The 26,204-nt window shown below is 73.3% G+C and carries 26 protein-coding genes; 14 read left to right on the forward strand and 12 right to left on the reverse strand.

Annotated elements, in window-relative coordinates:
* Positions 1–4: 4 nt before the first annotated feature.
* On the reverse strand, positions 5–739 hold the full coding sequence (locus AB0K80_RS31970; protein WP_365675724.1) for a FadR/GntR family transcriptional regulator: 735 nt from the start codon (positions 737–739) through the stop codon (positions 5–7).
* A gap of 169 nt (positions 740–908) precedes the next feature.
* Here AB0K80_RS31970 and AB0K80_RS31975 point away from each other — a divergent pair, with 169 nt between their 5' ends.
* The 4 genes from AB0K80_RS31975 to AB0K80_RS31990 are packed head-to-tail and all read left to right on the forward strand — an operon-like array spanning position 909 to position 4,823.
* Positions 909–2,258, forward strand: coding sequence for an enolase C-terminal domain-like protein (locus tag AB0K80_RS31975; protein ID WP_365675726.1), 1,350 nt, complete (start codon positions 909–911; stop codon positions 2,256–2,258).
* Positions 2,255–3,010 carry an SDR family oxidoreductase gene (locus AB0K80_RS31980; protein ID WP_365675728.1) on the forward strand — a complete coding sequence of 252 codons (756 nt, stop codon included), beginning with the start codon at positions 2,255–2,257 and terminating at the stop codon, positions 3,008–3,010. The genes AB0K80_RS31975 and AB0K80_RS31980 overlap by 4 nt, the downstream gene beginning before the upstream one ends.
* Positions 3,007–3,993 (forward strand): aldo/keto reductase, encoded by a 987-nt coding sequence (locus tag AB0K80_RS31985; protein ID WP_365675729.1) that lies wholly within the window; start codon positions 3,007–3,009, stop codon positions 3,991–3,993. Before AB0K80_RS31980 ends, AB0K80_RS31985 begins: the two co-directional genes overlap by 4 nt.
* Positions 3,990–4,823: an amidohydrolase family protein gene (locus AB0K80_RS31990; RefSeq protein WP_365675730.1), complete on the forward strand. Its 834-nt coding sequence runs from the start codon at positions 3,990–3,992 to the stop codon at positions 4,821–4,823. The genes AB0K80_RS31985 and AB0K80_RS31990 overlap by 4 nt, the downstream gene beginning before the upstream one ends.
* Here AB0K80_RS31990 and AB0K80_RS31995 read toward each other — a convergent pair.
* A complete protein-coding gene (locus tag AB0K80_RS31995) occupies positions 4,811–6,232 on the reverse strand; it encodes a lipase maturation factor family protein (protein WP_365675731.1) in 1,422 nt (473 codons plus the stop codon). The genes AB0K80_RS31990 and AB0K80_RS31995 overlap by 13 nt on opposite strands.
* A gap of 174 nt (positions 6,233–6,406) precedes the next feature.
* On the opposite strand from AB0K80_RS31995, the gene AB0K80_RS32000 reads away from it, so the two are divergent.
* The 3 genes from AB0K80_RS32000 to AB0K80_RS32010 are packed head-to-tail and all read left to right on the forward strand — an operon-like array spanning position 6,407 to position 9,916.
* Complete coding sequence (locus tag AB0K80_RS32000) at positions 6,407–8,512, forward strand: SpoIIE family protein phosphatase (RefSeq protein WP_365675732.1); 2,106 nt, start codon at positions 6,407–6,409, stop codon at positions 8,510–8,512.
* 41 nt (positions 8,513–8,553) lie between these two features.
* Positions 8,554–9,417 (forward strand): DNA-formamidopyrimidine glycosylase family protein, encoded by an 864-nt coding sequence (locus tag AB0K80_RS32005; protein ID WP_365675733.1) that lies wholly within the window; start codon positions 8,554–8,556, stop codon positions 9,415–9,417.
* A gap of 10 nt (positions 9,418–9,427) precedes the next feature.
* Positions 9,428–9,916 (forward strand): hypothetical protein, encoded by a 489-nt coding sequence (locus AB0K80_RS32010; RefSeq protein ID WP_365675735.1) that lies wholly within the window; start codon positions 9,428–9,430, stop codon positions 9,914–9,916.
* Between the two features lie 3 nt (positions 9,917–9,919).
* On the opposite strand, the gene AB0K80_RS32015 is transcribed toward AB0K80_RS32010, so the two are convergent.
* The 3 genes from AB0K80_RS32015 to AB0K80_RS32025 form a co-directional block, all read right to left on the reverse strand.
* Complete coding sequence (locus AB0K80_RS32015; RefSeq protein ID WP_365675737.1) at positions 9,920–10,579, reverse strand: zf-HC2 domain-containing protein; 660 nt, start codon at positions 10,577–10,579, stop codon at positions 9,920–9,922.
* Between the two features lie 176 nt (positions 10,580–10,755).
* Positions 10,756–11,271: a hypothetical protein gene (locus tag AB0K80_RS32020; protein ID WP_365675739.1), complete on the reverse strand. Its 516-nt coding sequence runs from the start codon at positions 11,269–11,271 to the stop codon at positions 10,756–10,758.
* A gap of 135 nt (positions 11,272–11,406) precedes the next feature.
* Entirely contained in the window at positions 11,407–11,952 is a 546-nt protein-coding gene (locus AB0K80_RS32025; RefSeq protein WP_365675741.1) for a sigma-70 family RNA polymerase sigma factor, read from the reverse strand.
* 270 nt (positions 11,953–12,222) lie between these two features.
* Here AB0K80_RS32025 and AB0K80_RS32030 point away from each other — a divergent pair, with 270 nt between their 5' ends.
* Positions 12,223–13,386 carry a CapA family protein gene (locus tag AB0K80_RS32030; protein ID WP_365675743.1) on the forward strand — a complete coding sequence of 388 codons (1,164 nt, stop codon included), beginning with the start codon at positions 12,223–12,225 and terminating at the stop codon, positions 13,384–13,386.
* A gap of 67 nt (positions 13,387–13,453) precedes the next feature.
* Here the strand turns inward: AB0K80_RS32030 and AB0K80_RS32035 are convergent, their stop codons facing one another.
* The gene (locus tag AB0K80_RS32035) at positions 13,454–13,927 is read right to left on the reverse strand and encodes a MarR family transcriptional regulator (RefSeq protein WP_365675745.1); all 474 of its coding nucleotides are present in this window, start codon (positions 13,925–13,927) and stop codon (positions 13,454–13,456) included.
* Positions 13,928–13,986: 59 nt separating this feature from the next.
* Here AB0K80_RS32035 and AB0K80_RS32040 point away from each other — a divergent pair, with 59 nt between their 5' ends.
* A complete protein-coding gene (locus AB0K80_RS32040) occupies positions 13,987–14,802 on the forward strand; it encodes an alpha/beta hydrolase (RefSeq protein ID WP_365675747.1) in 816 nt (271 codons plus the stop codon).
* A 34-nt stretch (positions 14,803–14,836) separates the two neighbouring features.
* Here the strand turns inward: AB0K80_RS32040 and AB0K80_RS32045 are convergent, their stop codons facing one another.
* Complete coding sequence (locus AB0K80_RS32045) at positions 14,837–15,298, reverse strand: universal stress protein (protein WP_365675749.1); 462 nt, start codon at positions 15,296–15,298, stop codon at positions 14,837–14,839.
* Between the two features lie 342 nt (positions 15,299–15,640).
* On the opposite strand from AB0K80_RS32045, the gene AB0K80_RS32050 reads away from it, so the two are divergent.
* On the forward strand, positions 15,641–16,477 hold the full coding sequence (locus AB0K80_RS32050; protein ID WP_365675751.1) for a polysaccharide deacetylase family protein: 837 nt from the start codon (positions 15,641–15,643) through the stop codon (positions 16,475–16,477).
* Positions 16,478–16,508: 31 nt separating this feature from the next.
* Here the strand turns inward: AB0K80_RS32050 and AB0K80_RS32055 are convergent, their stop codons facing one another.
* The gene (locus AB0K80_RS32055; RefSeq protein ID WP_365675753.1) at positions 16,509–17,186 is read right to left on the reverse strand and encodes a class F sortase; all 678 of its coding nucleotides are present in this window, start codon (positions 17,184–17,186) and stop codon (positions 16,509–16,511) included.
* 739 nt (positions 17,187–17,925) lie between these two features.
* Here AB0K80_RS32055 and AB0K80_RS32060 point away from each other — a divergent pair.
* Entirely contained in the window at positions 17,926–18,330 is a 405-nt protein-coding gene (locus AB0K80_RS32060; protein ID WP_365675795.1) for a hypothetical protein, read from the forward strand.
* A 54-nt stretch (positions 18,331–18,384) separates the two neighbouring features.
* On the opposite strand, the gene AB0K80_RS32065 is transcribed toward AB0K80_RS32060, so the two are convergent.
* Together AB0K80_RS32065 and AB0K80_RS32070 are read right to left on the reverse strand one after the other, a co-directional pair.
* The gene (locus AB0K80_RS32065) at positions 18,385–19,149 is read right to left on the reverse strand and encodes a hypothetical protein (protein WP_365675755.1); all 765 of its coding nucleotides are present in this window, start codon (positions 19,147–19,149) and stop codon (positions 18,385–18,387) included.
* Between the two features lie 18 nt (positions 19,150–19,167).
* A complete protein-coding gene (locus AB0K80_RS32070; protein ID WP_365675757.1) occupies positions 19,168–19,629 on the reverse strand; it encodes a hypothetical protein in 462 nt (153 codons plus the stop codon).
* 469 nt (positions 19,630–20,098) lie between these two features.
* Here AB0K80_RS32070 and AB0K80_RS32075 point away from each other — a divergent pair, with 469 nt between their 5' ends.
* The 3 genes from AB0K80_RS32075 (at position 20,099) to AB0K80_RS32085 (ending at position 24,276) form a co-directional block, all read left to right on the forward strand.
* Positions 20,099–21,079: an SCO0930 family lipoprotein gene (locus AB0K80_RS32075; protein WP_365675759.1), complete on the forward strand. Its 981-nt coding sequence runs from the start codon at positions 20,099–20,101 to the stop codon at positions 21,077–21,079.
* Positions 21,080–21,325: 246 nt separating this feature from the next.
* Complete coding sequence (locus AB0K80_RS32080) at positions 21,326–22,138, forward strand: SAM-dependent methyltransferase (RefSeq protein ID WP_365675761.1); 813 nt, start codon at positions 21,326–21,328, stop codon at positions 22,136–22,138.
* Positions 22,135–24,276 (forward strand): EAL domain-containing protein, encoded by a 2,142-nt coding sequence (locus AB0K80_RS32085; RefSeq protein WP_365675763.1) that lies wholly within the window; start codon positions 22,135–22,137, stop codon positions 24,274–24,276. Before AB0K80_RS32080 ends, AB0K80_RS32085 begins: the two co-directional genes overlap by 4 nt.
* A 22-nt stretch (positions 24,277–24,298) precedes the next feature.
* On the opposite strand, the gene AB0K80_RS32090 is transcribed toward AB0K80_RS32085, so the two are convergent.
* Positions 24,299–24,628: a TfoX/Sxy family protein gene (locus AB0K80_RS32090; RefSeq protein ID WP_365675765.1), complete on the reverse strand. Its 330-nt coding sequence runs from the start codon at positions 24,626–24,628 to the stop codon at positions 24,299–24,301.
* Positions 24,629–24,781: 153 nt separating this feature from the next.
* On the reverse strand, positions 24,782–26,110 hold the full coding sequence (locus AB0K80_RS32095; RefSeq protein ID WP_365675767.1) for a hypothetical protein: 1,329 nt from the start codon (positions 26,108–26,110) through the stop codon (positions 24,782–24,784).
* Positions 26,111–26,204 lie beyond the last annotated feature (94 nt).

Genomic DNA, 26,204 nt, shown 5'->3' on the forward strand with positions numbered 1-26,204 from the left:
GGAGCTACTCGCCGACCTGCTCCCGCAGCCACTGCTCCACCTCGCCGACGTGCGCGGCCGCCGCCGCCCGGGCCGCCTCCGGGTCGCGGGCCACCAGGGCCCGGTGGATCGCGGCGTGCTGGCGGCGGGTGCGCTCGAAGGCACCCTCCTCCTGGTGACCGCGCCAGACCCGGGCGCGGAACGTACGGGAGGACAGGCCCTCCAGGATCGCGGCCATGGTGTCGTTCCCGGCGGCCGCCGCGATCTCGCGGTGGAAGGCCAGGTCGTGGGCGAGGATCTCCTCCGGATCGTCGGTGGCGTTCATCGCCGCCAGGTGCTTTCCGACCTCGGCCAGCTGCGCCGGGGTGATGCGGGCGGCGGCCAGCGCGGTCGCCGTCGCCTCCAGGACTCGCCGCACCTCGAGCAGCTCGACCAAGCGCGGGCCCCGCGACAGGTCGGCCACCACGCCGAAGGTCTCCAGCAGATCGCCCGCCTCGAGCCGGGTGACGTAGATGCCCGAGCCGTGCCGTGCCTGGAGCACCCCGAGGACGGTGAGCGCGCGGATCGCCTCCCGCATCGAACTGCGGGAGATGCCCAGCTGCGCCGCCAGGTCCCGCTCGGTGGGCAGCCGCTGGCCCGGCTCCAGCCGCCCCTCGGCGATCATCGCCTTGATCTGGTCGATGGCGCGCTGGGTCACCGTGCCCTTGTGGGCCGTGGGCGCGGTCCCCGCGCCCGTGTCGTCCGCCGGGGTCTCGTGCACGCCGTTCCTCCTGCTCGCCGGTGCGCCGCAGTCTAGCTACCGGGATGGTCGGACCACTCTCGAGCGAAAAGTGGGCTTCTGACCGCGTAGGGTCGCGGCGCAGACTGTTGTCGGCGGCAAGTGGTCTGATAAGTATGCGGCAGTCACCCCTTTGACCGAAAGGCTCCCCGTGTCCGCGACCCCTGAGACCGGCGCGCGTGTCACCGCGGTCGACACCTACGACATCCGGTTCCCGACCTCGCGCGAGCTCGACGGCTCGGACGCGATGAACCCGGACCCCGACTACTCGGCCGCGTACGTGGTGCTGCGCACCGACGCCTCCGACGGTCACGAAGGGCACGGCTTCGCCTTCACCATCGGGCGGGGCAACGACGTGCAGGTCGCCGCGATCCAGGCGCTGCGCGGACACGTGGTCGGACGGTCCGTGGCCGAGCTGTGCGCCGACCCGTCCACCCTCAGCCGCGACCTGGCCGGCGACAGCCAGCTGCGCTGGCTCGGGCCCGAGAAGGGCGTGCTGCACATGGCGATCGGCGCGGTCGTCAACGCCGTGTGGGACCTGGCCGCCAAGCGCGCCGGCAAGCCGCTGTGGCGGCTGCTCGCCGAGGCCGACCCCGAGTGGCTCGTCCGGCAGATCGACTTCCGGTACCTCACGGACGCGCTCACGCCCGAAGAGGCGCTCACCCTCCTCAGACAGGGCCGGCAGGGAGCCGGGGAGCGCACGGCCCGGCTGCTGGAGCGCGGCTACCCCGCCTACACCACCTCGCCCGGCTGGCTCGGCTACGACGACGACAAGCTCACCCGGCTCGCCGCGCGGGCCGTCGCCGACGGCTTCCGCCAGATCAAGCTGAAGGTCGGCGCCGACCTCGACGACGACATCCGCCGCTGCCGGGCCGCCCGCGCCGCCGTCGGCCCGGACGTGCGCCTGGCGATCGACGCCAACCAGCGCTGGGACGTGCAGGAGGCGATCCGCTGGACGAAGGCGCTCGCCGAGTTCGACCCGTACTGGATCGAGGAGCCCACCAGCCCGGACGACATCCTCGGCCACGCCACGATCCGCCGGGCCGTCGCCCCGGTGAAGGTGGCCACCGGCGAACACGTCCCCAACCGCATCGTGTTCAAGCAGCTGCTCCAGGCCGGCGCCGTCGACTTCGTCCAGATCGACGCGGCCCGCGTCGGCGGCGTCCCGGAGAACCTCGCGATCCTGCTGCTCGCGGCCCGCTTCGGCGTCCCGGTCTGCCCGCACGCCGGCGGGGTCGGCCTGTGCGAACTCGTCCAGCACCTGTCGATGTTCGACTACGTGGCCCTGTCCGGAACCGTGCGGGACCGCGTGATCGAATACGTCGACCATCTGCACGACCACTTCCTCGACCCGGTGGTGATCCGCGAAGGTCACTACACGGCACCCACCGCGCCGGGCTTCTCGGCGGCCATGCGGCCCGAGTCGATCGCGCGGTACACCTACCCCGGCGGCGCCTACTGGGCCGCCGGCCCCGAGCGGAAGGAAGGGCAGGCGCAATGAGCGACTTCGAGGGCCTCAGAGCCCTGGTGACCGGCGGTGCCTCCGGCATCGGCCGGGCCACCGCCGACCTGCTGGCCGAGCGCGGCGCCCAGGTCGCCGTCCTCGACCTGGATCCGTCAGCGGTCGGCAAGCCCCTGCTCGCGTACCGCGCCGACGTCACCGACGACAGCTCCGTCCGCGCGGCCGTGGCCGCCGCCGTCGCCGAACTCGGCGGCCTGGACGTGCTGGTCAACAACGCCGGAATCGGCGCCCAGGGCACCGTCGAGGACAACCCCGACGACGAGTGGCACCGGGTCTTCGACGTCAACGTCCTCGGCATGGTCCGCACCGCCCGGGCCTGCCTGCCCGCGCTGCGCGGCTCCTCCCACGCGGCGATCGTGAACACCTGCTCCGTCGCCGCCACCGCGGGCCTGCCGCAACGCGCCCTGTACAGCGCCACCAAGGGCGCCGTGTACTCCCTGACCCTGGCGATGGCCGCCGACCACCTCCGCGAGGGCATCCGCGTCAACTGCGTCAACCCCGGCACCGTCGACACCCCCTGGGTCGGCCGGCTGCTCGACGCGGCCGACGACCCGGACGCCGAACGCGCCGCCCTCCAGGCCCGGCAGCCCACCGGCCGCCTCGTCACCGCCGCCGAGGTCGCCGGGGCCATCGCCTACCTGGCCAGTCCGCTGTCCGGCGCCACCACCGGCACGGCCCTCGCGGTCGACGGCGGCATGCAGGGCCTCAGGCCGCGGCCGGTGGCCCGGTGAACCGGCTCGGCCGCAGCGGCGTCGAGGTCAGCGCCCTGTCCTTCGGCGCCGGCGCCATCGGCAACCTGTACACCGAGGTCAGCGAGGAGCAGGCGCGCGACGCCGTGGAGGCCGCCTGGCAGCGCGGCATCCGCTACTTCGACACCGCGCCGCACTACGGCCTCGGCCTGTCCGAACGCCGCCTCGGCGCCGTCCTGCGCCGCCACCCGCGCTCGGCCTACACGCTCTCCACCAAGGTCGGCCGCCGCCTGGAACCCGCCGACCAGGGCGGCGACGACCTGGCCAACGGTTTCGCGGTGCCCGCCACCCACCGCCGCGTGTGGGACTTCAGCGCCGACGGCATCCGCCGCACCCTGGAAGCCAGCCTGGAGCGGCTCGGCCTGGACCGCGTCGACGTCGTCTACCTCCACGACCCCGACCAGCACGGCGAAGCGGCCTTCCGGGAGGGCTACCCAGCCCTGGAGAAGCTGCGCTCCGAGGGCGTGGTCGGCGCCATCGGAGCGGGCATGAACCAGGCCGAGATGCTCACCCGCTTCGTCCGCGACACCGACGTCGACGTGGTGCTGTGCGCCGGCCGCTACACCCTGCTCGACCAGAGCGCCCTGACCGGGCTGCTGCCCGCGGCGCACGAGCGCGGGGTGTCCGTCGTCATCGGCGGCGCCTTCAACTCGGGCCTGCTCGCCGACCCGAGGCCCGGGGCGACGTACAACTACACGGCGGCCCCCACCGAGCTGCTGCACCGCGCCCTGCGCCTGAAGGCGGTCGCCGACCGGCACGGCACCACCCTGCGCGCCGCCGCCCTGGCCTTCTGCGCCGCCCACCCGGCCGTCGCCAGCGTCCTGGTCGGCGCCCGCTCGGCGCACGAAGTGCGCGACTGCGCCCACCAGTTCAAGGTCCGCGTGCCCGCCGCCTTCTGGCAGGAGCTGCGCGCCAAGGGACTGCTGCCCGCCGAGGCCCCCGTGCCCGCCGGGGAACCGGCGTGAGCGTCGTCGACGCGCACCACCACGTGTGGGACCTGTCCGTGCGGGACCAGGCCTGGATCCGCGGCCCGGAACTCCAGCCGCTGCGGCGCGACTTCACGATGGCGGACCTCGAACCCGCGGCGAGGGCCGCGGGTGTCGCCCGTACCGTCCTGGTCCAGACGGTCACCGTGCCCGAGGAGACCCCGGAGCTGCTGGCCCTGGCCGAGACGCACCGGCTGATCGCGGGCGTGGTCGGCTGGACCGACCTCACCCGCCCGGACGTCGCCGACGAGCTCGCCCGGCTGCGGGAACTCCCCGGCGGCCGGTACCTCAAGGGCATCCGCCACCAGGTGCAGGGCGAGCAGGACCCCGAGTGGCTGCTGCGGCCGGACGTACGGCGGGGCCTGGCCGCCGTCGCCGGGGCCGGACTGGTGTACGACCTGGTCGTGCTGCCGCACCAGCTGCCCGCCTGCGCCCGGGCGGCCGCCGCCCTGCCCGGGCTCACGTTCGTCCTCGACCACCTGGGCAAGCCGCCCGTCGCCTCCGGCCGGACCGAGCCCTGGGCCTCGCACGTCCGGGCGCTGGCCGCCCTGCCGAACACCGTCTGCAAGCTCTCGGGCCTGGTCACCGAGGCCGACCCGGCCTCCTGGACCGTCCAGGACCTGCGCCCCTACGCCGACACCGTGCTGGAGGCCTTCGGCCCCGGCCGGCTGATGTACGGCTCGGACTGGCCGGTGTGCACGCCGGCGGCCTCCTACGCGGAGGTCCTCGCCACCGCGCGCCGGCTGGTCCCCGCCGGGACGCACCCGCGGATCTTCGAGACCACCGCCGCCCGCGTCTACGACCTGTGAGCCACCCCGGCCAGCCGGGTCGGCGGCAGGTACTCCCGTACGTACGTCCGCTCCCAGCACGCGCCCGTCCGGCGCAGCTCCTGCCAGGTCGTGTACCGGTAGCGGAAGAGACGGGCGCGGATGTAGCGCGGGGGCCGGTCCGGCGGGAACGGGGAGCGGCGCAGCAGCCTCAGCGTGTCGCGGTCGTTCTCCAGCAGCCGCTCCACCAGGGCACCGAACCACGGCCCGGCGTAGCCGGGGGAGAGGGCGGCGAACCACATCAGCCAGTCCAGCCGCAGGTGGTACGGCGCGTACTGGCGCGGCCAGCGGCCCGGATCGCCCGGCTTGCCCTTGAACTCGTACTCCCGCCAGTCGGAGTCCTCGCGCGGCACCTCCTCCGCCGTGCCCTCGATGACCACCTCGTAGCGGACCCGGCTGACGCTGCCGAACGCGCCGTAGGTGTTGACCAGGTGCAGCGGGTCGAAGGAGCGGTTCATCACCTGGCGGCGGGAGAGCATGTTGCGCACCGGGTGGTAGCTCAGGACCGCCAGCAGCGCGCACACCGCCAGGACCACGACCACGTACCACAGGGGCGCGTCCGGCACGCTCGGCGGATCGGCCGGGAACCGCACGGCCGACAGGCCCAGCACGATGGTGATCCAGTTCAGCCAGGAGAAGTTGCCGGACAGCACCAGCCACAGCTGGGTGACGACCATGAGCACGGCGGCGGCCGTGGCGACCGGCTGCGGAGTGAACAGCAGGAACGGCACGACCAGCTGCGTGACGTGGTTCGCGGCGACCTCCACCCGGTGCAGGGGCTTGGGCAGGTGGTGGAAGAACCAGCTCAGCGGACCCGGCATCGGCTGGGTCTCGTGGTGGTGGTCCAGGCAGGTCAGGTTCCGCCAGCACGCGTCGCCGCGCATCTTGATCAGCCCCGCGCCGAACTCGACGCGGAACAGGATCCAGCGCAGCAGGAACAGCACCACGACCGGCGGCGCCACCTCGTCGTTGCCGAGGAAGACGGCGAGGAAGCCGACCTCCAGCAGCAGCGACTCCCAGCCGAAGGAGTACCAGGTCTGCCCGACGTTGACGATCGACAGGTACAGCACCCACGGCACCAGCCACAGCAGCATGGCGCCCCACAGGGGCAGCAGCGCGTCCAGCCCGGCGGCGAGCGCCGCCGACACCGCGCAGCCCGTCCAGGCGCACGCGGCGAAGAACCGGTCGGAGTAGTGCAGCTGGAACAGGCTCGGCGCCCGCCGGAACGGCACCCGAGCGACGAACCGGGGCACCGGCAGCATGCCGCGCTCCCCGATGAGCGCCCGGAACTGCACCGCCGCCGTCAGGAACGCCACGAGGTACAGTGCGGCCAGGCCCCGCTGGAACACCAGCCGGGTCACCCAGTAGCCGGATGCGGTGAACCACTCCACGCCGTTCACCCCTCCCTCCAGTGTGGCGGGCCGGACGCCTTCACGGACTCCACGGCTACCCCGTCCCCCGCACGCGCATCCTCGGGCGCCCCTGAGGCGTCTTGAACAACTGATGACCGAGTGCACACCCGCACACCGGTCGAAGAATCGGACCAATCCTGGCAAGGTGGGCCCATGGCTGATCGGGGAGCGAGCGCCCTGTCACTCCCGGACGACTGGCCCGCCCACCCGGATCCGATCCTGGCGCTCAATCGCATGGGCAGTTTCGACTGGGACCTGGACACCGGCCTCCTGCAGATGGACGCCCGGGCCCACGAGGTCTTCGACGTGCGCCCCGACGAGTACGACGGCCACCCCGAGACCCTCGCGGCACGGGTCCCGCGCGGCGAGGCCATGCGCCTGGACACCGTGGTCTCCCAGGCGCTGAAGGACGGCAGCGAGAACTACGGGGCCTACTTCCGGGTCCGCCTCCGCGACGGCACCCTGCGCTGGACCCACGCCCAGGGTTACATCCGGCGCGACGACACCGGCCGGCCCCGGCGCATCATCGGCATCGTGCGGGACGCCACCCAGGAGCTCGCCGAGGCCGAGGGCCGGCGCGAGCAGGCCGCCCTGGACGAGGCCCGCCGCATGCAGACCAACGTCGTCGAGCTCACCACGGCCGCCCTCGCCCACGCCCGCACCGTGGACGACGTCATCGAGGTCCTGCGCGACACCCACGGCCTGACCCGGCTCGGCGCCACCAGCCTCGTCATGGGCCTGGTGGAGGCGGGCCGCATCCGGCTGGTCGCCGACGGGCCCGAGAACAGCTTCGTCCCCGGCACCCGCATCACGCGCATCGACGAGCCGTACCCGATGAGCGAGGTCGTACGGACCCTCACCCCGCGCTTCATCGAGTCACCCGAGGAGTTCGCGCGGAACTACCCCATCCTCTGGCCGCACATCACCCACCTGAACATCACCGCGGCCGCCTATCTGCCGCTGATCGCCCAGGCCCGCCCGATCGGCGCGATCGGCCTGCTCTACAGCGACCGGCACGGCTTCTCGCCCGACGACCGCAACGTCATCCTCGCCCTGGGCAGCAGCATCGCGCAGAGCCTGCAGCGGGCCATGCTCTACGAGCAGGAGAGCGACCTGGCGCACAGCCTCCAGCGGGCCATGCTGCCGCGCACCATCCCCAGCGTGCCCGGCGCGGACGTCGCCGTGCGCTACCGCTCCGCCACCGTCAGCGGCTCCCTCGGCCGGGACATCGGCGGCGACTGGTACGACCTCATCCCGCTGCCCGGCGGCCGGGTAGGAGCCGTCATCGGCGACGTCCAGGGCCACGACACGCACGCCGCCTCCGTCATGGGCCAGCTGCGCATCGTGCTGCGCGCCTACGCAGCCGAGGGCCACCCGCCGGCCACCGTGATGGCCCGCGCCTCCGTCTTCCTCCACGAGCTCGACACCGACCGCTTCGCGACCTGCCTGTACGCCGAGGCCGACCTGGCCACCGGAGTGGTGCAGGTGGTCCGGGCCGGGCACATCGACCCGCTGGTGCGGCTCGCCGACGGCTCCTGCCGCCGCCTGCCGGTCCCGGGCGGGCTGCCGCTCGGGCTGTCCGCGGAGTTCGGACGTCTGGACTACCCGGTCGGCACCATCGAGCTGGACCCGGGCGCCACCTTGCTGCTGTGCACCGACGGCCTGGTCGAGCAGCCCGGCGCCGACCTCGACGACGGCATGAAGACCCTCACCGCGCTCATCGCCGCCGGCCCCCACGACGTACGGGACCTCGCCGACCTGCTCATCGAGGTGGCCGCGGAGCGCGGCGGCGACGACGACGTGGCCCTGCTCCTGCTGCGCCGCCGCACGCCGCACACCCCACAGCCCGGCGGCCGGCTCCAGCAGCATGTCGCCCCCGGCGACCCCGAGGCCCTCGTCGAGGCCCGGCACATGATCCGGGCCGCGGTCGCCGCCTGGGGCGCGGCGGACCGGGCCGACGAGATCGAGCTGGTCGCCGACGAGCTGATCACCAACGCCCTGATGCACACCGAGGGCTCCGCGGTCGTCACCCTCCGGGTCCTCACCGGCTCCGAACGCCGGCTGCGCGTGGAGGTCGAGGACTCCTCCAGCGCCCTGCCGCGCCGCCGGGAGGCGGGCGAGTCGGGCGTGTCCGGGCGGGGCCTGCTGCTGGTGGACCTGCTCACGGACCGGTGGGGCGTGGAGGCCCGGGGCGGCGGCAAGTGCGTGTGGTGCGAGTTCGTGGCGCTGGGCGCCGGCACGCCGGACGAGACCGGCTGAGCCCGGGGGCCGCTGCCGGTGCCGGGTGGCACCCTGGACGTATGCCGGAACTCCCCGAGGTCGAGGCGCTGAAGGACTTCCTCACCGAGCACCTCGTCGGCCACGAGATCATCCGGGTGCTGCCCGTGGCGATCAGTGTCCTGAAGACGTACGACCCCCCGCTCACGGCTCTCGAAGGCCGTGAGGTCGTCGCCGTGCACCGGCACGGCAAGTTCCTCGACCTCGAGACCGCCGGCGGCCCCCACTTCGTCACCCACCTGGCCCGGGCGGGCTGGCTGCACTGGAAGGACCGTCTCCCGGACGGCCCGCCCCGCCCCGGCAAGGGCCCGCTCGCGCTGCGCGTGGCCTTGGAGACCGGCGCGGGCTTCGACCTGACCGAGGCGGGCACCCAGAAGCGGCTCGCGGTGTACGTCGTACCGGACCCGCGGCAGGTGCCGGGCATCGCGCACCTGGGCCCCGACCCGCTGGCCGGCGACTTCGACGAGGAGCGCTTCGCCGCACTCCTGGCGGGCGAGCGACGGCAGCTCAAGGGCGCGCTGCGCGACCAGAGCCTGATCGCGGGCGTCGGCAACGCCTACAGCGACGAGATTCTGCACGCGGCGAGGATGTCCCCGTTCAAGCTGGCCGCGTCCCTGACGCCGGAGGAGACCACCCGCCTGTACGGGGCGCTGCGCGAGACGCTGACGGAGGCCGTGGAGCGCTCCCGGGGCCTGGCGGCCGGGCGCCTGAAGGCCGAGAAGAAGTCCGGGCTGCGCGTCCACGGCCGCACCGGCGAGCCCTGCCCGGTGTGCGGGGACACCGTCCGGGAGGTCTCCTTCAGCGACTCCTCCCTCCAGTACTGCCCGACCTGCCAGACGGGCGGCAAGCCGCTCGCGGACCGCAGACTGTCCCGGCTGCTGAAGTGAGGCGACGACGATGCGGCACCCGGCACCCCACCCCGCCCTGCGCCGCCTGGACGTGCTCGTGGGCACCTGGGACCTGTGGGCGCCCGGCCCGGGCCTGGGACCGGTGCGGACCGCGTTCGCGTGGCTGGAGGGCGGTGCCTTCCTCGTCCAGCGCGCGGACGTGGGCCCCGGCACCGCCCTGCCCGGTGACTGGGCCACCCACGCACCGTTCCCCACCGCCTCCGTGACCGGCTACGACGACACCTCGGGCGAGTTCACGACGCTGTACGCCGACGGCCGGGGCGTCGCCCGGGTGTACCGGACGAGCCTGAGCGACGGGGTGTGGCGGCAGTGGCGCGCCGCGCCCGGCTTCCACCAGCGGTTCACGGCGCGTCTCGCGGCGGACGGCGACACGATCGACGGGCGCTGGGAACGGTCGGCCGACGGCACCGCCTGGGCGGTCGACTTCGAGGTGACCTACCGCCGGGCCGGACCGCGGCCGCCGCGCGGGACGCGCTGATCGTCACTGCCCCGTCGGCGGCTCCAGCGTCACCAGCGGCCGGCCGTCCGCGGTGCGGACCTCATAGCGGGCGATCTCGTCGGGATGCTTGGCCGAACCGCTCATCATGGTGTGCTCCTGGGCGTCGTGTCCGGGGGCGCTCCAGCTGGTCACCGTCTCCTCCGAGCCGTCGTGGCCGATGATCACCAGGTGGCAGGCGCGTGGACCGGCACCGTCCCTGATCTTGAGCTCGACCTGGCTGCCCCAGGCCTCTTCCTCCGTGGTGACCTGCGCCCACACCCCCGACCGGGCGTCGCCGGCGGCGATCCGCACGGGGGCCTCACTCTCGCTCGCCATGATCGCGACGGTGGGTGCGCCCACCGCGAACACCACCGACGCGGCCAGGGCGAACAGCAGCCGCCTGCGACCGGCCCGCTGCCGGGACGCCACCTCGGCCAGCAGCCGGTCCAGCATCCTCGAGCCGGGCTGTGCCATGGGGTGCACGAAGCGCGGCGTGGCCCGCCGGTACAGCATCAACTGCCGTGTCGTCGGCCCGAGTTCGGTCACCTCTGCCGCGCAGCGCGGGCACTCCATGAGGTGGTCCTCGAAGCGGAAGGCCTCCACCTCGTCCAGCACGCCGAGCGCGTAGGCGCCGACGTCGTGATGCCTTTCCAGGGACCTCATGCCGAATCCTCGTGCCGTTGGGTGCGGGTGGGGTTACTCCTTGCTCCCACCGGTACGTACCAGGCGGCGGAATCACTCAAGGCGTATGCCGAATCGCAACCAGAGGATTCGGAGCGGTGCGGCCCGCGGATTGGTCCGGATGCAAGAAATCTGCATCCGGTTCCGCGCCGCGCCCCTCAGAAGAGATGGATGGCGAGATGCCCCAGCGGCAGCCCGAGCTGCCAGGCCGGTGTCCACACCTTCGGTCCCTCGTCCTCGCCGGTCACCGGGCCGCCGCCCGGCACCGCGTTCAGGTCGGGCGCGAGCAGCTCGGTCTCCTGCAGCCAGCGCCAGGCCGCCTCGGCCAGCGCCAGGTCCGGTGCGGGCCGGCCCGACGCCGCCGCGTCGGCGGCCAGCTCGTCCAGCCGCTCGCGCACCCACTCCTGCCACGGCTGGTCGTACGCCGTCAGCGACAGCCAGGTCTCCAGCTGGGTGACCACCCGGATGCCGGACAGCTCCCCGTCGGTGTCGGCGAGGAAGATCGTCAGCGCCAGGGCGTCGCGCCCGGCGCGGAACTCGAAGGACGTCGGCGGCATCAGATCGCCGCTCCGCAGCAGTTCCTCGGCGATGTACTCGGCGTACAACCACGCCATGGGGACGGCCAGTTCACCGTCGCCGGTGCCGTCCGTGCCCTCGTGACCTCTGTGCAGCATCCCTTCCTGCCTTCCTCCGGTACGTGCGCGTCGCCCGACCCCGGGTCCCAGTCCGGAACACGGATGAGGACAGCCGATTACTCAACCGGGGTCAGCGGCAAGGCGCTTTACGGAGGTTTGACTCGGCTGTCGGTTTCACCGCAGGTCGGCGGCGTAACCCGGCAGGACCCGGCGCAGGGCGCGCAGCGCGTAGTACGCGCGGGACTTCACGGTACCGGGCGGTATCCCGAGGGTCTGCGCCGCTTCCGCCACACTCGCCCCCTGGAAGTACACGAGCACCAGGACTTCACGGTGTTCGGGAGTGAGTGTCTTCACAGCCTCCCGGACATCCAGCATCGCCGCGGCCCGCTCGGCGTGGTCGCAGATCACCCGCGCGTGCTCCAGCACCGCGTCGCCGACCTCCGCGGGCCGGGCCTGCCGGGCCCGCCGGGCGTCGATCGCGAGCCGCCGGCCCACGGTCATCAGCCAGGGCCGCACGGAGTCGAAGTCGTCGGCGCGCAGGGCCTCGGGGTGCTGCCAGGCGCGCACGAGGGTCTCCTGGAGCAGGTCCTCCGCGCGCTGCCGGTCACCGTCGCAGAGCCGGAGCAGGAGCGCGAAGAGGGGCCGGCCGTGCTCGCGCTGGAGTGCGGCGAGCTCGTGCTCGGCGGTCGTCCCGTTCATCAGAGTGGTTCCGGCCGTCATGGCCGTATGGCACCGCAGGGCGTCGCTGTGGCACAGGCCACGTACCCGGCTGTGCGGCGGACGGTCGATCGCGTCGGCGAACGGTTCGACGAACGGTCGGCGCGGCCCGCCGTGCCGCACGGCAGCGCACGGGAGCGCACGCGAGAGCACGGAGCGCACCGGACGGGCTAATGAGCGTGTCGGAGCCGGATGTGACGCCCTGTGACTTCTTTCCTGTTTGTGTGTAAATACGACTTACTGTGTCTCTGCGACCACAACGGGGTGAACGGGATGATCACACGCAGCCGTCAGCTGGCCCTGGCCCTCACCGTCGTCCTCGCGGCGGGCGCCGCCTGCCAGGCCCACCGGCACGCCCGGCCCGACTCCAGGCGTCCGGCACCGCCCGCCACCTCCGCCACGCCTGTCGGCGGCTTCACCCTGGTCGCCTCCGGCGACGTCCTCCCGCACAGCTCGATCATCGACCGGGCCCGGTTCGACGCGGGCGGCACCGGCTACGACTTCCGCCCGATGCTCTCCGGCGTCCGCCCCGTGGTCTCCCGCGCCGACCTCGCCCTGTGCCACATGGAGACGGTGTACGGCGCGGACGGCGACTACAGCGGCTACCCCGCCTTCAAGTCCCCGCCCGAGGTGGCCCAGGCACTGGCCGCCACCGGATACGACGGCTGCTCGACCGCCTCCAACCACACCCTGGACGACGGCGCCGACGGCATCCAGCGCACCCTGGACGCCCTCGACCGCGCGGGCGTCCGGCACAGCGGTTCGGCCCGCACCGAGCAGGAGGCGTACACCGTCACGCTGCTGCGTGCGGGCGCCGCGAAGGTCGCCCACCTCTCCTACACCTACGGCACCAACGGCTACCCGCTGCCGGCCGGCCGGCCCTGGGCCGTCAACCTCATCGACGAGGCCAGGATCCTCACGGACGCGCGGATCGCGCGCCGGGCGGGTGCCGACGTGGTCGTCGTCTCCGTGCACTGGGGCACGGAGTGGCAGGACGCGCCGGACGAGCAGCAGCTCACCCTGGCGCGCCGGCTCACCGCCGCCCGCACCGGGGGCCGACCCGACATCGACCTCATCCTCGGCACCCACGCCCACGTCCCGCAGGCGTACGAGAAGGTCAACGGCACCTGGGTGGTCTACGGCATGGGCGACCAGATCGCGGGCGCGATGGTCAACCACCAGGGCGCCCAGGACCCGCGCGGCAACCAGTCCACGCTCGGCCGCTTCACCTTCGCCCCGCCGGCCCGGGCCGGCGGGCGCTGGCAGGTGACCAAGGCCGAGTTCGTGCCGCAGTGGTTCGACGTGGACGCGGGCCGGGTGGTCAACCTCAACCAGGCGCTCGCGCAGGGCGCCGACGTGACCGCCGTACGCGACCGGATCCGGGATGTGGTGCTCAGCAGGGGCGCGGCGAAGGACGGGCTGGTGATGGGGGAGTAGCGGCCGGGGTGACGGGAGGTGCGGTCAGACCGAAGGTGCGGGCGGGCGGGCCGAAGGTGCGGGGCGGTCAGTTCACGTCCACGTGGTCGAAGAGCCGCAGCATCTCGCCGAGCACGCGCAGGCAGGCCGACACCTCGGCGTCCGTCAGGTCTCCGCCGACCTGGCGCAGCAGTGCGTGCTCCCTGGCGAGCACGGCGGTGATCGCCGCCTCGCCCGCGGCCGTCGTACGGATCAGCAAGGAGCGCCGGTGCGCGGGGTTGGGGATGCTCTCGACCAGGCCCCGCTCGGCCGCGTCGTTGACCATGCGCTGCACGAACTGGCGGCTGAGCGCCTGGGCGCGGCCCATCTGCGGCACTGTCATGGGCCCGTGCCGGTGCAGCAGGTCCAGCACCGCGCGGACGCCTACGGAGAGCCCCTCGATCGGCTCGGCCTGCTCGACCTTGCGCTGCACCTTCCGGTAGAGCGGGCCGACCAGGGCGAACACCTCGGTGAGCCGGTCGGCGAGGACGTCGGGGGCCAGTGGCTCGGATGTGTCGGTCATCCGGCTCATTATGACACCTTGGTTGTCAACTCGCCGCCAGGCATGACACCTTGGTTGTCATGTCAGTAGCCTCGGACCTCCACCACCTGCCGCTCGACGACGGCACGATCGCCTACCGCGACACCGGCAGCGGCCCTGCCCTGGTCCTGCTCCACGGCGGCTTCCTGGACCACCGCATGTGGGACGGGCAGGTGCCCGAGTTCGCCAGGAGCCACCGCGTCCTCGTCCCGGACGCCCGCGGCCACGGCGCGTCCTCCAACGCGACCCGGCCCTTCCGGCCGGCAGACGACGTGGCCGCCCTGCTGCGCCACCTCCGCATCGGTTCCGCGGTGCTCGTCGGGCTGTCGATGGGGGCGGGGACCGCCGTGGACACCGCGCTTGAGCATCCCGGCCTCGTACGCGCCCTCGTGGTCTCCGGCGCGGGGACCAGCGAGCCGGACTTCCAGGACCCGTGGACCACCTCGGTGCTGGCCGACTGGGAGAGGGCGCTGGCCGCCGGTGACGTGGACGCCTGGCTGGAGGCGTTCCTGCGGTTCCTGCCCGGCCCGCATCGCACCCTCGCCGACGTGGACCCCGAACTCGTGCGCCTGCAGCGCGAGATGGCCCTGGGCACGCTCGGCAAGCACACCGGCGGCGAACCGGACCACCGCGTGCCGGTGCGCGACACCTGGGAGCGGATCGCGGGGATCGAGGTGCCAGTGCTCGTCGTGCACGGCGGGATCGACAGCGACGACCACCTCCGCATGGGCGAACGGCTCGCCCGCGAGGTCGTCGCAGGCCGCTCCGTCACGGTCGACGCAACCGCCCACTACCCGAACATGGAACGCCCGGACGTGTACAACGCGCTTGTCGCGAACTTCCTGCGCGGCCTCTAGCGCGGCGCACCGCGACGGCCACGGGTGCGGCCGGTCACGGCACCACCGTCACCGGCCAGCGTCCCGCCTTCACCAGGCGGACCGCGACGGAGCCGACGATGCGGTGCCCGGCCTGCTCGGAGGCGCCCACCACCACCGCGTCCGCCCTGAGCTCGTCGGCGGCCGTCACCAGGCCGTTGTAGGGGTCGCCGCGGAACGTGTGGAACTCCCAGCGCACGTCGAATATGCCCTTGACCCGCTCGGCCGCCTCCCGGATCTCCTGGACGATGTCCTCGGCGATCTGCTCGGTCGCGTCGGCGACCGGCGCGCCCAGGGCCGCACCCGCCGCCAGTACCGGCTGCACGTACACCACGGCGAGCAGCGCCCCCTGACGACGGGCCAGGCCGCCCGCGTAGGCCGCGGCCCGCAGGGACGAGTCGGAGCCGTCCACCCCGACCACGATGACCTTCGGTCCGTCCGTGCCGCGTTCGAACTGCTGGGCGTGCTGTTCCGTCACGCCGCGAGGCTATCGGACGGCCCGGCCGGGCGTTCCTCGCGCCCCGGGGCCACCGGTCCGGATCGTTCATGCGCAAGATCCGCGAAACAGGGCACTCGAACGGCGGGCAGGACCCGGCACTCACTCACCGGGCCCTGCCCGTGCTGGCGGCGCTCGGCCCCGCCGGAGGGGACGGGGCCGAGCGCCGCCGATCCGCCTGACCGGCCCGAGCGCCGCCGCTCCGTCCGACCGGTGCGTGCGCCGCAGCCTCTGACCCGAACGGCTGAGCCGTACAGGTGAATTCATGCCGCCGCCCCGGTGTTGCTCAGGTGCGTCGGCCTCCCGCCGGGCGACTGATGAGTCATGCAGAAGGATCAGTTGCTCACGCGGCGCCGCGCGTTGCTCGCCGGTGTCGTCGCCGCCGGGGCGGCCGGCACCGCCGGAGTGCTCGCGGTGGGCACGGGGGAGGAGCCGGCCCGCCCGGCCGGCCCCGCGGCGGGCGCCCAGACGCGCCGCCCGCTCGCGGCCTCCGCGTACCGCCTCCAGCCCGTCACCGGATACGGACCCCCGCGCACCGTGCCCGGCAGGCCCCCTGTACGGCGCGCACCGCTGCTGCGCGTGTCCGGACGCGGCCGGACGATGGTGCTGACCTTCGACGACGGCCCCGACCGCCGCTACACCCCGGCCATCCTGGACACGCTGGCGCACTACGACGTGCGGGCCATGTTCTTCGTGTGCGGGGGGATGGCCGCCGAGAACCGGGGCCTGCTGGCCCGGATGGCCGACGAGGGGCACGTGGTCGGCAACCACACCTGGTCCCACCCCATGCTCACCCGGCTCAGTCGCGGCCGGATCCGCACCGAGATGGAACGCACCTGCGACATCATCGAGAAGGCGTACGGCGAACGCCCCGCGTGGTTCCGCGCGCCCTACGGGGCCTGGAACCGCGCCGCCTTCCAACTCGGCAGCGAACTCGGCATGGAGCCGCTGGCCTGGACGGTCGACACGCTCGACTGGACCAGCCCGGGCACCGGCACCATCGTGCACCGGGTGGAGAACGGCGCCGCCCCCGGTGTCGTGGTGCTCTCGCACGACGGAGGAGGCAACCGTTCCCAGAGTGTTCTGGCCCTGCGCCGCTACCTGCCGCGGCTGCTGGACGCCGGCTACCACCTCAGCGTTCCCAGACGGCATCCCGCCTGACCCCGGGCCGGCCCGCCTGGTCGAGGGGTCCTCAGCGGACCTCGACCAGGCGGGCGAAGGCGACGACGTTGCCCGTGTAGCCGCCCTGCTTGGAGAAACCGCCTCCGCAGGTGATGACGCGCAGTTCGGGCGCACCCTTGGAACCGTAGACCCGGTCCCCGGGGAAGTCGTCCTTGGCGAAGACCTCGATGCCGTAGATCTCGAAGACGGCCGTCTTGCCGTCCTTGCGGGCGACCTCGACGCGGTTTCCTTTCTTGAGGGCCCCGAGTCCGTAGAACACCGCAGGTCCCTGGAGGTTGTCGACATGGCCGACGACGACCGCGGTGCCCTTCTCACCGGGGGAGACGGCGCCGGTGAACCAGCCGGCCAGGTTCGGGTCCTCCGCCGGCGGTGCGGCGACCCAGCCGTCCGCGTCCAGGCCGACGGGCACGATCGGCGCGTCGACCTGGATCGCCGGGATCCGGACCCGGTCCGGCACGGCGTACGGCAGCGGCTGCACCGCCGGGGCGAAGGTGGCGCCGGCGACCGGGCTGTCCGCCGCGGCGGCGCTGGCCGGCTGGGGCGGGCCCACGTCGAACTCCCCGGAACCGTTGCGGATGAGCGCGAGGCCGGTCAGCAGAACAAGCGCTATCACGCCCCAGGGGGCGCGCTTCCTGGGCCGCGCCTCCTCGTCGGCCACGACCGGTCCGGGCAGCTCGGACGCAGACATTCGCCATCCCCTCTCGACACGGCCGTCGCCGTGTCATTCGCGCATACCAGAACGCTAAGCGCGAAGCGCCCGACCGGCGACGGGCAGCGGGCGAACGGGTGGCCCGCCATGGGGTGGTGCGCCATCCGAGTTGCCGCCGCGGGGAATTTTCCGACGGGGCGTGACCTGCGGCGATGTCCGGCGGCGCGGGGAGTGCGCGGCGTGTCCTCTCACCAGGACGGACGAGTGCCGAAGTGCGCGGTGCTGAAGGGCGCCTGAGGGTCTTTCTGGGAGGCGCTTTCTCGCCGATCGACCGGGGACGGGTCCCGGGGCGTCTTCCGCGGAGGATCTCATGCGCAACTCTCGTGCCCTGGCGGCCGCCGGCGCCGCGATCGCCGTCCTCGGGCTCGCCGCCCCCACGGCCGTCGCGTGGGACGGCGTCCCCGGAACCAGCACCAGCAACGACGGCGGCCCCGGCATCGCCTCCAACGCCAACGGCGGCGGCTTCGGCGGCGACGGCAACGGAGGCCGAAACGGGGGCGGCAACGGCTTCGGCGGCCAGGGCGGCAATGGTGGCCAGGGGGGCAACGGCGGCCAGGGCGGCGATGGCGGTTTCCATGGCGGTCAGGGAGGCAATGGCGGCCAGGGCGGCAATGGCGGCCAGGGCGGCAATGGCGGCCAGGGCGGCAATGGCGGCCAGGGCGGCAACGGCGGCCAGGGCGGCAACAACGGCAACTCCGGCGGCAACGGGAACAGCGCCGTGGGCCCGAGCAACATCGTCGCCCTGCCCGGTGTCGTGGCCCGCGGCGGCCAGCTGACCATCACGGTCGACGGCTGCCGGCACGGCGGTACGGCGACCTCCACCGCGTTCCCGACGACGAACCTCACGCCGATCCGGGGCGCCAACGACACGGCCCGGGGCACCGCCACCGTCAACGCCGACGCCCGCCCCGGCACGTACGACATCACGGTCAACTGCGACGGCAGGACCCTGACCCGCCCGGCCGCCTTCACCGTCATCGGCGGTGTGCGCGGCGGCCTCGGCGGCAGCAGCACCAGCGGGGCGACGCCGGCCGACATCGCCATCGGCGGCGGCCTGGTGGCGGCCGCGGTGATCGGCGGCGGTGTGTTCTGGATGCGGCGCCGCGCCGAGAAGCGCATCTGAAACGACGGCCGGCCCGGGCTGCTTGCGAGCACCCCGGGCCGCCGTATGCGGTGTTCAGCCCCTGAGGTGCGGGAACAGCCGCAGGAAGGGGTCCGCCGACGCGGTGATCCCGCGGCTGTAGGGCGCGTCGAAGTCCCAGATGAGGAAGAGCAGGAAGGCGATCAGCGCCGAGAACAGCCCGGCCAGGATCAGCTCGCGCGGCGTGCGCCGGATCTGGAGCGCGAACAGCATGCCCACCGTGACCACGGCCCCGGTGATCAGTCCGAACCACACCACGCCCGGCATGGTCGGCTCGGCCGACTCCGCCCGGGCGATGCGGGCCTGGTCCGCGGCGGTCACCTGGTCGACGAGGGGCTGGTAGGCCTGGGCCTCGAAGTCCGTCTTCGGCCGGTAGTCGGTGACGTCCTGGCGGACGCGGTCGAGCAGTGCGGTACCGCGTTCGGTGATCCGGCCGGTGTCGGCCATGGCCTGCCACTCCTTGGTGACGACGTGTCCGACGTAGGCGTCGACATCGTCCCGGATGCGGTCGCGGACCCCGGCCGGATACACCCGTACCCGTTCGGAGATCTCGTGCAGCGCGGCCGCCTCCGCCTGCACATGCTCCTGGGCCGCGCCCCGGGCCTCCCAGACACCGGCGATGGCCAGGCCCAGGACGATGGCGTACAGGACGCCGATCCACATGGTGATGTACTCGATGACGTCCGGGGTCTCGCTGGGATCCTCGTCGTCGGGCGCCCTGCGGTGCCGAAGGACGGTGATGACGACCACCACCGCACAGGCGGCCAGCATCGCGAGGGTGAGAACAAGCCATTCCGGCAAGAGGTGCCTCCAGAACTGTCACGGCGTGGTCAGCGCGGCCGCAGCGCGGCGGCGGCGACCACCGCGGGCGTGGTGATGAGCAGGACGAAGACGAGCGGAGAGGGGGCACTGTTCGCGGGCTGCCGGCGCGGTGCCGCGCGGTAGGGCGGATAGTGCACGGGCGTCGCGGACGCGCGCGGCGCCGGGCCGGCCGGCGGTGCGGGTGCCGGAGCCGGTGGGGGCGCCGGAACCGGTGGCGGCGGAGTCCGTACGGGCGCCGGCCGCGGACGGGGTGCCCCCGGCCGAGGAGCCGGAGGTGGCGGCGGAGCGGGTGGTTCCGGCCGCAGGGTGGGTTTCGGTTCGGGCGGTGGCGGTGGCGGTGGCGGTGGCGGTAGCGGCGGGGGCGGGGTGGGCGTCGGCGTCGGTTCCGGCGGGGGCGGTGGGGGAGGCGTCGGTGTCGGACTCGGCGTCGGGGCAGGGGTCGGCGTGGGCGTCTGGCATGCCGGGGGCGGTGGCCAGGTCAGCGGGCCGGCGACCGCCACCGCCTCCGTGCCGCCCGGCCCGGTCGAGGCGTACGCGCAGGCGGTGGCCTGCGCCGGCTCGGCCGGTGCGCCGGCGAGCGCCCACGCCAGCGCCAGCGCCAGCACGGCCAACGCCCGTGTGGCACGGCCGGAATGGGTCGGTAGGGGTCCATGCACGACGAGGATCATGGTCCCTGACCGGGCGAGACGGGCCCGGGTGCCGGGAGGAATGGCCCGAAGGAGGGACAGGCGCGCACCGGCGGTTTGATCGGGACTCGCCTGCGTGCCGTGCGGTGCGTACACGCGTGCGACCGGAGGGGGCCGGCCCGCAGGCGCCGAAAAGAAAAATGCGGGGTCGTTGAACACAACCCCACCCCCCGTGCGTACCCATGGTCGTGCGGCGGCGCAGCAGGGCGCTGCAACACCCTAAGAATTATGGGGAGTTGACGATGAAGACCTCCTGGCGGAGCGCCTCACTCGTGGCGAGCGCTGCGGCGGTGCTGGCGCTGACGACGGCGTGCGGTCAGGAAACCACGCCACCGGCGAGCAGCCAGAATGTGGGCGCCACGGCCGCGCCGGGGGACTACGGAAGCATCGGCACCGGAGCCAACGGGGTGACGGGCGGCACGGCCGGCCAGAGTTCCGCGAGCCCGTCCAGCCCGGCCGCCCCCGCCGGCAAGCTGGCCGTCTCCACCAACGCCGAGATCGGCAAGGTGGTGACCGACAGCCTCGGTCTCACCCTGTACCGGTTCGACCAGGACACCGCGGAACCGCCGAAGTCCAACTGTGACGGTGACTGCGCCAAGACCTGGCCTCCGGTGCCCGCGGACGACGTCACGGCCGGCGAGGGCATCGACAAGTCGCTGCTCGGCTCGGTCACCCGCGCCGACGGCACCAAGCAGCTGACCATCGGCGGCTGGCCGGCGTACCGCTACGCCAAGGACGTCAACGCAGGCGACACCAAGGGCCAGGGCGTGGGCGGCAAGTGGTACGCGCTGGCGCCCGACGGTAAGAAGGCCCAGGGCGGCGGTGGCGGAGCCGAGGCGGTCGGGGAGCTGCCCGCGCTGTCCACCCGCAAGGACCCCAAGCTCGGTGAGATCGTCGTCGACAAGAACGGCATGACGGTCTACCGGTTCATGAAGGACGAGGCCTGGCCGAAGCCCATCTCCAACTGCACCGGTGCCTGCCTGGAGAAGTGGCCGGCGGTGGAGCCGGTGGACTTCGCGGACACCAAGGGCATCCAGAAGAAGGGGTTCATGAACTTCGCCCGCCAGGACGGCAGGGGCGACCAGCAGACCATCAACTGCTGGCCCATCTACACCTTCGCCGGGGACAAGGCCCCCGGTGACACCAACGGCCAGGGCGTCGGCGGCACGTGGTACGCCGTGCGTCCCGACGGGAAGCCGGTCGGCGCGTCGGAGAAGCAGTGACACCTCCCCAGGGTTGATCCCCTCGTCCACCCGGCGACGCCGGCCACCGGTCCGCCCCTTCCGCTCCCCGCGGCAGGGGCGGACCGGTTTGCCGTGCTTCACCTGAACTCTGGGGGTATCGACGCGGCACGTGCCGCAGGCAGTGACCGGGAACGGATGGTCAATTTCCGTTTCGGGTCGCTCGGTTGGCGGGCGATCAGTAGCCTCTGCTCGAACACCGGATCGCCTACGCCTTCGGAGAGATAGATGGAGCGTCCCGCCTGGGCCCCACGCAGCATCGACATCACGGTGCCGAGCGTTTCCCGGATGTACGACTACTACCTGGGCGGTTCGCACAACTTCGAGGTCGACCGGGAAGCGGCCCGCAAGGCCCTGGAGTTCATGCCGGGACTCCCCAAGATCATGCAGGCGAACCGGGCGTTCATGCGCCGCGCGGTGCGCTTCGCGGCCGGCGAGGGCATCACCCAGTTCCTGGACGTCGGCTCCGGCATCCCGACCTTCGGCAACGTCCACGAGGTCGCCCAGGCGGCCAGCCCCGGCGCCCGCGTGGTGTACGTCGACCACGACCCGGTGGCCGTCGCGCACAGCCAGGCGGTCCTGGAGGGCAACGACGCCGCGGACATCGTCGCGGCCGACCTGCGCAAGCCCCAGGAGATCCTCGGCAGCCCCCAGGTGGAGCGGCTGCTCGACCTGAATCGGCCGGTGGCGCTGCTCCTCGTTGCCATACTGCACTTCGTGGAGGACGCCGACGATCCGTACCGGGCGGTGGCCGAACTGCGCGACGCGCTCGCGCCCGGCAGCCTGCTCGTGCTCACGCACGCCTCGTACGAGGGCATCCCGCTGCCGCCGGAACGGGCCGCGGGCGCGGTGGACGTGTACAAGGACATCCGCAACCCGCTGATCATGCGCTCGCGCGAGGACATCGCACGGTTCTTCGAGGGGTACGACATGGTGGAACCGGGACTGGTGCCGCCGCCGCTGTGGCGGCCCGAGACCACGCCGCAGGACGAGGATCCGTACGCGTTCTCCGGGTTCGCGGGCGTGGGGCGTACGGCGTGATCGCGGAACCGGACGGGCCGGAGGACAGACTGCGCAGGTTCGCGACGATCTGGAGCCGGGCGGTGTACCCCGTCACCTCCACGTCGTCGACCCGGCCGGAGTTCGAGGCCCAGCTGCTGCCGCTGGCCCGGCGGTTGAGCCGGGCGCTCACGGCCAGGGCCTTCGACGCCGCCGAGGGCCGGGCCGTGGGCGCCGCGCTGGTGGCCGCGCACTGCACCGACCCGGAGGCGCTCAGCCGCACCCTGGACTGCGTCGACGCCTACCTGGTGCTCTACTGCGGCGGTGACGGCCACGCCGAGGACCTGCGGGCGCGCTGCGCCCGGCTCCAGCACGCGATGGCCGCCGGGTACGCCGGGGCGCTGCGCCGGCGGACGCTGGCCGAGCAGGAGTCCATCGCCCGGGCCGCCCTCCAGGCGCAGGGGGTGGTGGCGCAGGCGCTGCACGCCAGCGAGGCCCGGTTCCGCGCGGTGTTCGAGGGCGCGGCCATAGGCATCGGCATGGCCGACCTGGACGGCAACATCCTCCAGGTCAACGGCGCGCTGCTGCGCATGTTCGGCCTGACCGAGCAGGCGCTGCGCAGCCGCAACGTCCGCGAGTGGACCCACCCCGACGACGCGCCCCAGACGTGGCGGCTCTACGAGGAACTCGTGCGCGGCGAACGCGAGCACTACCACGTGGAGAAGGCGTTCTACCGCCCCGACGGAACGGTCCTGTGGACCAATCTGACGGTGTCCCTGCTGCGCGACCCCGACGGCAACCCGCAGTACCAGCTGGCCTTGATGGAGGACACCACCGAGCGGCGGCTGCTCAACCTGCGGCTGCGCTACGAGGCCACGCACGACGCGCTGACCGGCCTGCCGAACCGCACCTTCTTCTTCGAGCGCCTGGAGAAGGCACTGGGCGCCGGGGAAGGGCAGCGCTTCGGCCTGTGCTACCTCGACCTGGACGGGTTCAAGACCGTCAACGACAGCCTCGGCCACTCCGCCGGCGACCGGCTGCTCGTCGAGGTCGCCGACCGGCTCCAGGCGTGCGCGACCGCGCCCGGGGAGATGGTCGCGCGGCTCGGCGGCGACGAGTTCGTGGCACTGACGACCGGCCCGGACACGCAGCGCACGGTGGACGAACTGGCCGGCCGCATCATGAACGCGCTGCTCGCGCCGATCAGCATCGACGGCCGCGAGCTGACCGTGCGCGGCAGCATCGGCATCGTCGAGGGGCCGGCCGGGGAGCGCAGCCCCGCGGAGGTGCTGCGCAGCGCCGACATCACCATGTACCGGGCCAAGTCGGCGGGCGGCAACCGCTTCGAACTGGCCGACCCGGAGGCCGACGCCCGCGCCATCACCCGGCACGGGCTGACCACGGCGCTGCCGACGGCTCTGGAGCGGGGCGAGTTCTTCATCGAGTACCAGCCGCTGGTGCACCTCGGCGACGGCAGTGTGCGCGGCGCGGAGGCCCTGGTGCGGTGGCTGCACCCGCAGCACGGGGTGCTCGGCCCGGACCGGTTCATCCCGCTCGCCGAGCACACCGGACTGATCGTTCCGCTGGGGCGGTGGGTGCTGGAGGAGTCGGTGCGCCAGGCCCGCGCGTGGCGGGAGCTCAACGGCGAGCAGGACGCCGGTCCGCTGCGCATCAACGTCAACCTCTCGCCCTGCCAGCTCACCCACCCCGGGCTGGTGCAGGACACGGTCGACATCCTGGAGCGCGCGGGCGTCGCCCCCGACGCGCTGTGCCTGGAGGTGACGGAGTCGGCGCTGATCGGCGCGGACGACGACCTGCTCAAGCCCCTGCGCAGGCTCGCCGAGATGGGCGTCGACATCGCGCTGGACGACTTCGGCACGGGCTACTCCAACCTGGCCAATCTGCGCCGGCTGCCGGTCAGTGTCCTCAAGCTGGACCGTTCCTTCACGCAGAGCATGCAGCAGTTCCCCGCCGACCCCGTCGACCTCAAGATCGTCGAGGGGATCGTGTCGCTGGCCCACAGCCTCGACCTCGCGGTCACGGTCGAGGGCGTGGAGACGGGCGCGCAGGCCGAACAGCTGCGGATACTGGGCTGCGACACGGCCCAGGGCTGGTACTACGCCCGGCCGGGACCGCCGGAGCGGCTGCACCAACTGGCTCTGGTGGACGCGACGGGGTGAGCGATGCCCAGGTGGGGGTGGGTCACTTGGGCGGCAGGCTCGCGGCGAAGGCGCGTGACTCCTCCAGCCATGCGCCGAGCGAGTCGTCCTCCGCGACCGCGGCGCCGTCGACCACGACCCAGCCCCGCATCGGGCGGCCCGTCATGTCGAAGACGCGCGCCCCCGGCCGGGCGAGCGCCGCGTCGGCCGCGTCCGGGCCGACCCTGACCATGAGGTCGCCGCCGGTGACCCCGACGGCCATGTTGCCCCGGTACAGGAACGCGACCCCGCCGAACATGCGCTTCTCCGTGACGTCCGGCTCCGCCGCCCAGCGCTCCCGGATCCGCTGCGCGAGTCCCTCGTCGTAGGCCAAGGTCGTCTCACCCCTGCCTGCGTGGACGGGGCTGGGAGGGGTGGGTGACGTGCCCGGGCACCGGGCCGGCCACGCGTTCGGGCGGCAGGGCGATGACGCGCCCGGTCGTCACGTCGGTCGTCATGGCCCGATTCTCCGCCGGATCGACAGCGGTCACCAGCCGGTGAACAGCAGATGGTTGAGGAGAAGGGCGAGTGTGGCCTGGGCGGCGAGCCAGACGCGGGGGTGGGTGAGGAGGGCGCACGACGGAAGCAGCCAGAGCGCGAAAGGCAGCCAGATGCGTTCCGTCTCCGCCTTGCTCATGCCGGACAGGTCGGCGGCCAGCAGGGCGAGGAAGGCGGCGGACACCAGCAGCGCGAGGCGCCTCTCGGCGACCTCGCCGCGGTGCCGGACCAGCAGCCCACCGGTGCGCCGCAGCCCCGCCACCGTCGCCACACCCGTGATGAACACCGCGCAGGCCAGGTTGGCCCACACCCAGTAACCGTAGGGACGCACGCCGCCCGCACCCTGGTGGTAGCGGGTGACCAGCAGCCGGTACGCCTCCCACCAGTCGAACCCGGCGAGTGCGAACGCCGACGGGACCACGGCCAGCCCGGCGAGCAGCGGCACCAGCAGGGCAGGGCGCTCCCGGAACCCGTGACGGCCGAGTATCACTGCCGCCGCCGCGATCAGGGCCACCAGGGTGAGGCCGTACGACAGGTAGCAGGTCAGGCCGAACAGCAGCCCGCAGGCGCCCGCGCACCACAGGGACCGCCCCGTGGCCGCCCGTGCCAGCAGCGCCACCGCCCACGCCGCGACCGCCGCGAAGTACGCGTCGGCCGAGGTGCCCATCCACACGGCGGCCGGGGCCAGGACGAGGAAGGGAGCCGCTCTGCGCGCCAGCGCCTCACCGGCCAGGGCACGGATCGCGACGAGCACGGCCACACAGCCCGTCGTCCCGACCGTCACGCACCACACCCCGGCCCAGCCTCCGCCCCGCAGCCCGACCCGGTCGAGCAGGACGAAGGTGAGCGTGGCGGCGGGTGGGTGGCCGGCGACGTGGGCGGGCCAGTTGTCGGGCGAGTGCAGGAGGATGTGCTGGGTGAAGTCCCGCAACCCCGCCGGGATGTCGTGGAAGCGGTCGATGACCTGGAGATACTCGTGGCGGGTGGTGAGCCTGCGCGCGATGCCCCGCTGCGGGCCGTCGATCAGCGCGAGGGAGTAGACCCACGCCATGGCCGCGCCCCACGCCAGGGGGAGCAGAGCCCGCCAGGACACACGGGCCGCGACGGTGGGGCCGTACGCCACGGTGGCGATCGCCACCAGGACGGCCGCCGGAGTGCCGGGGCCCCCATGGGGTTCCCAGGACGCCAGCAGCGGGGGCCAGTGGACGAAGAGCGTGTGATGACGGTTCTGGATGTGGCGGCCGACCAGAACGGCGGCCGCCACCAGGGCGGCTGCCGCCCCGACGGCGTACAGATCACGGCGGAGGGAGCGGGTCACGCCCGGAACGCTAGGCGGACCGGGCGGGCGCGGACCCGGTACCGGGCCGGACGTCAGCGTTTCGTCATGCATCGCGCCCCCTCTCGCGGGGCAT

This window comes from Streptomyces sp. NPDC052682 (genome assembly GCF_040678435.1).
Classification (GTDB): Bacteria; Actinomycetota; Actinomycetes; order Streptomycetales; family Streptomycetaceae; genus Streptomyces.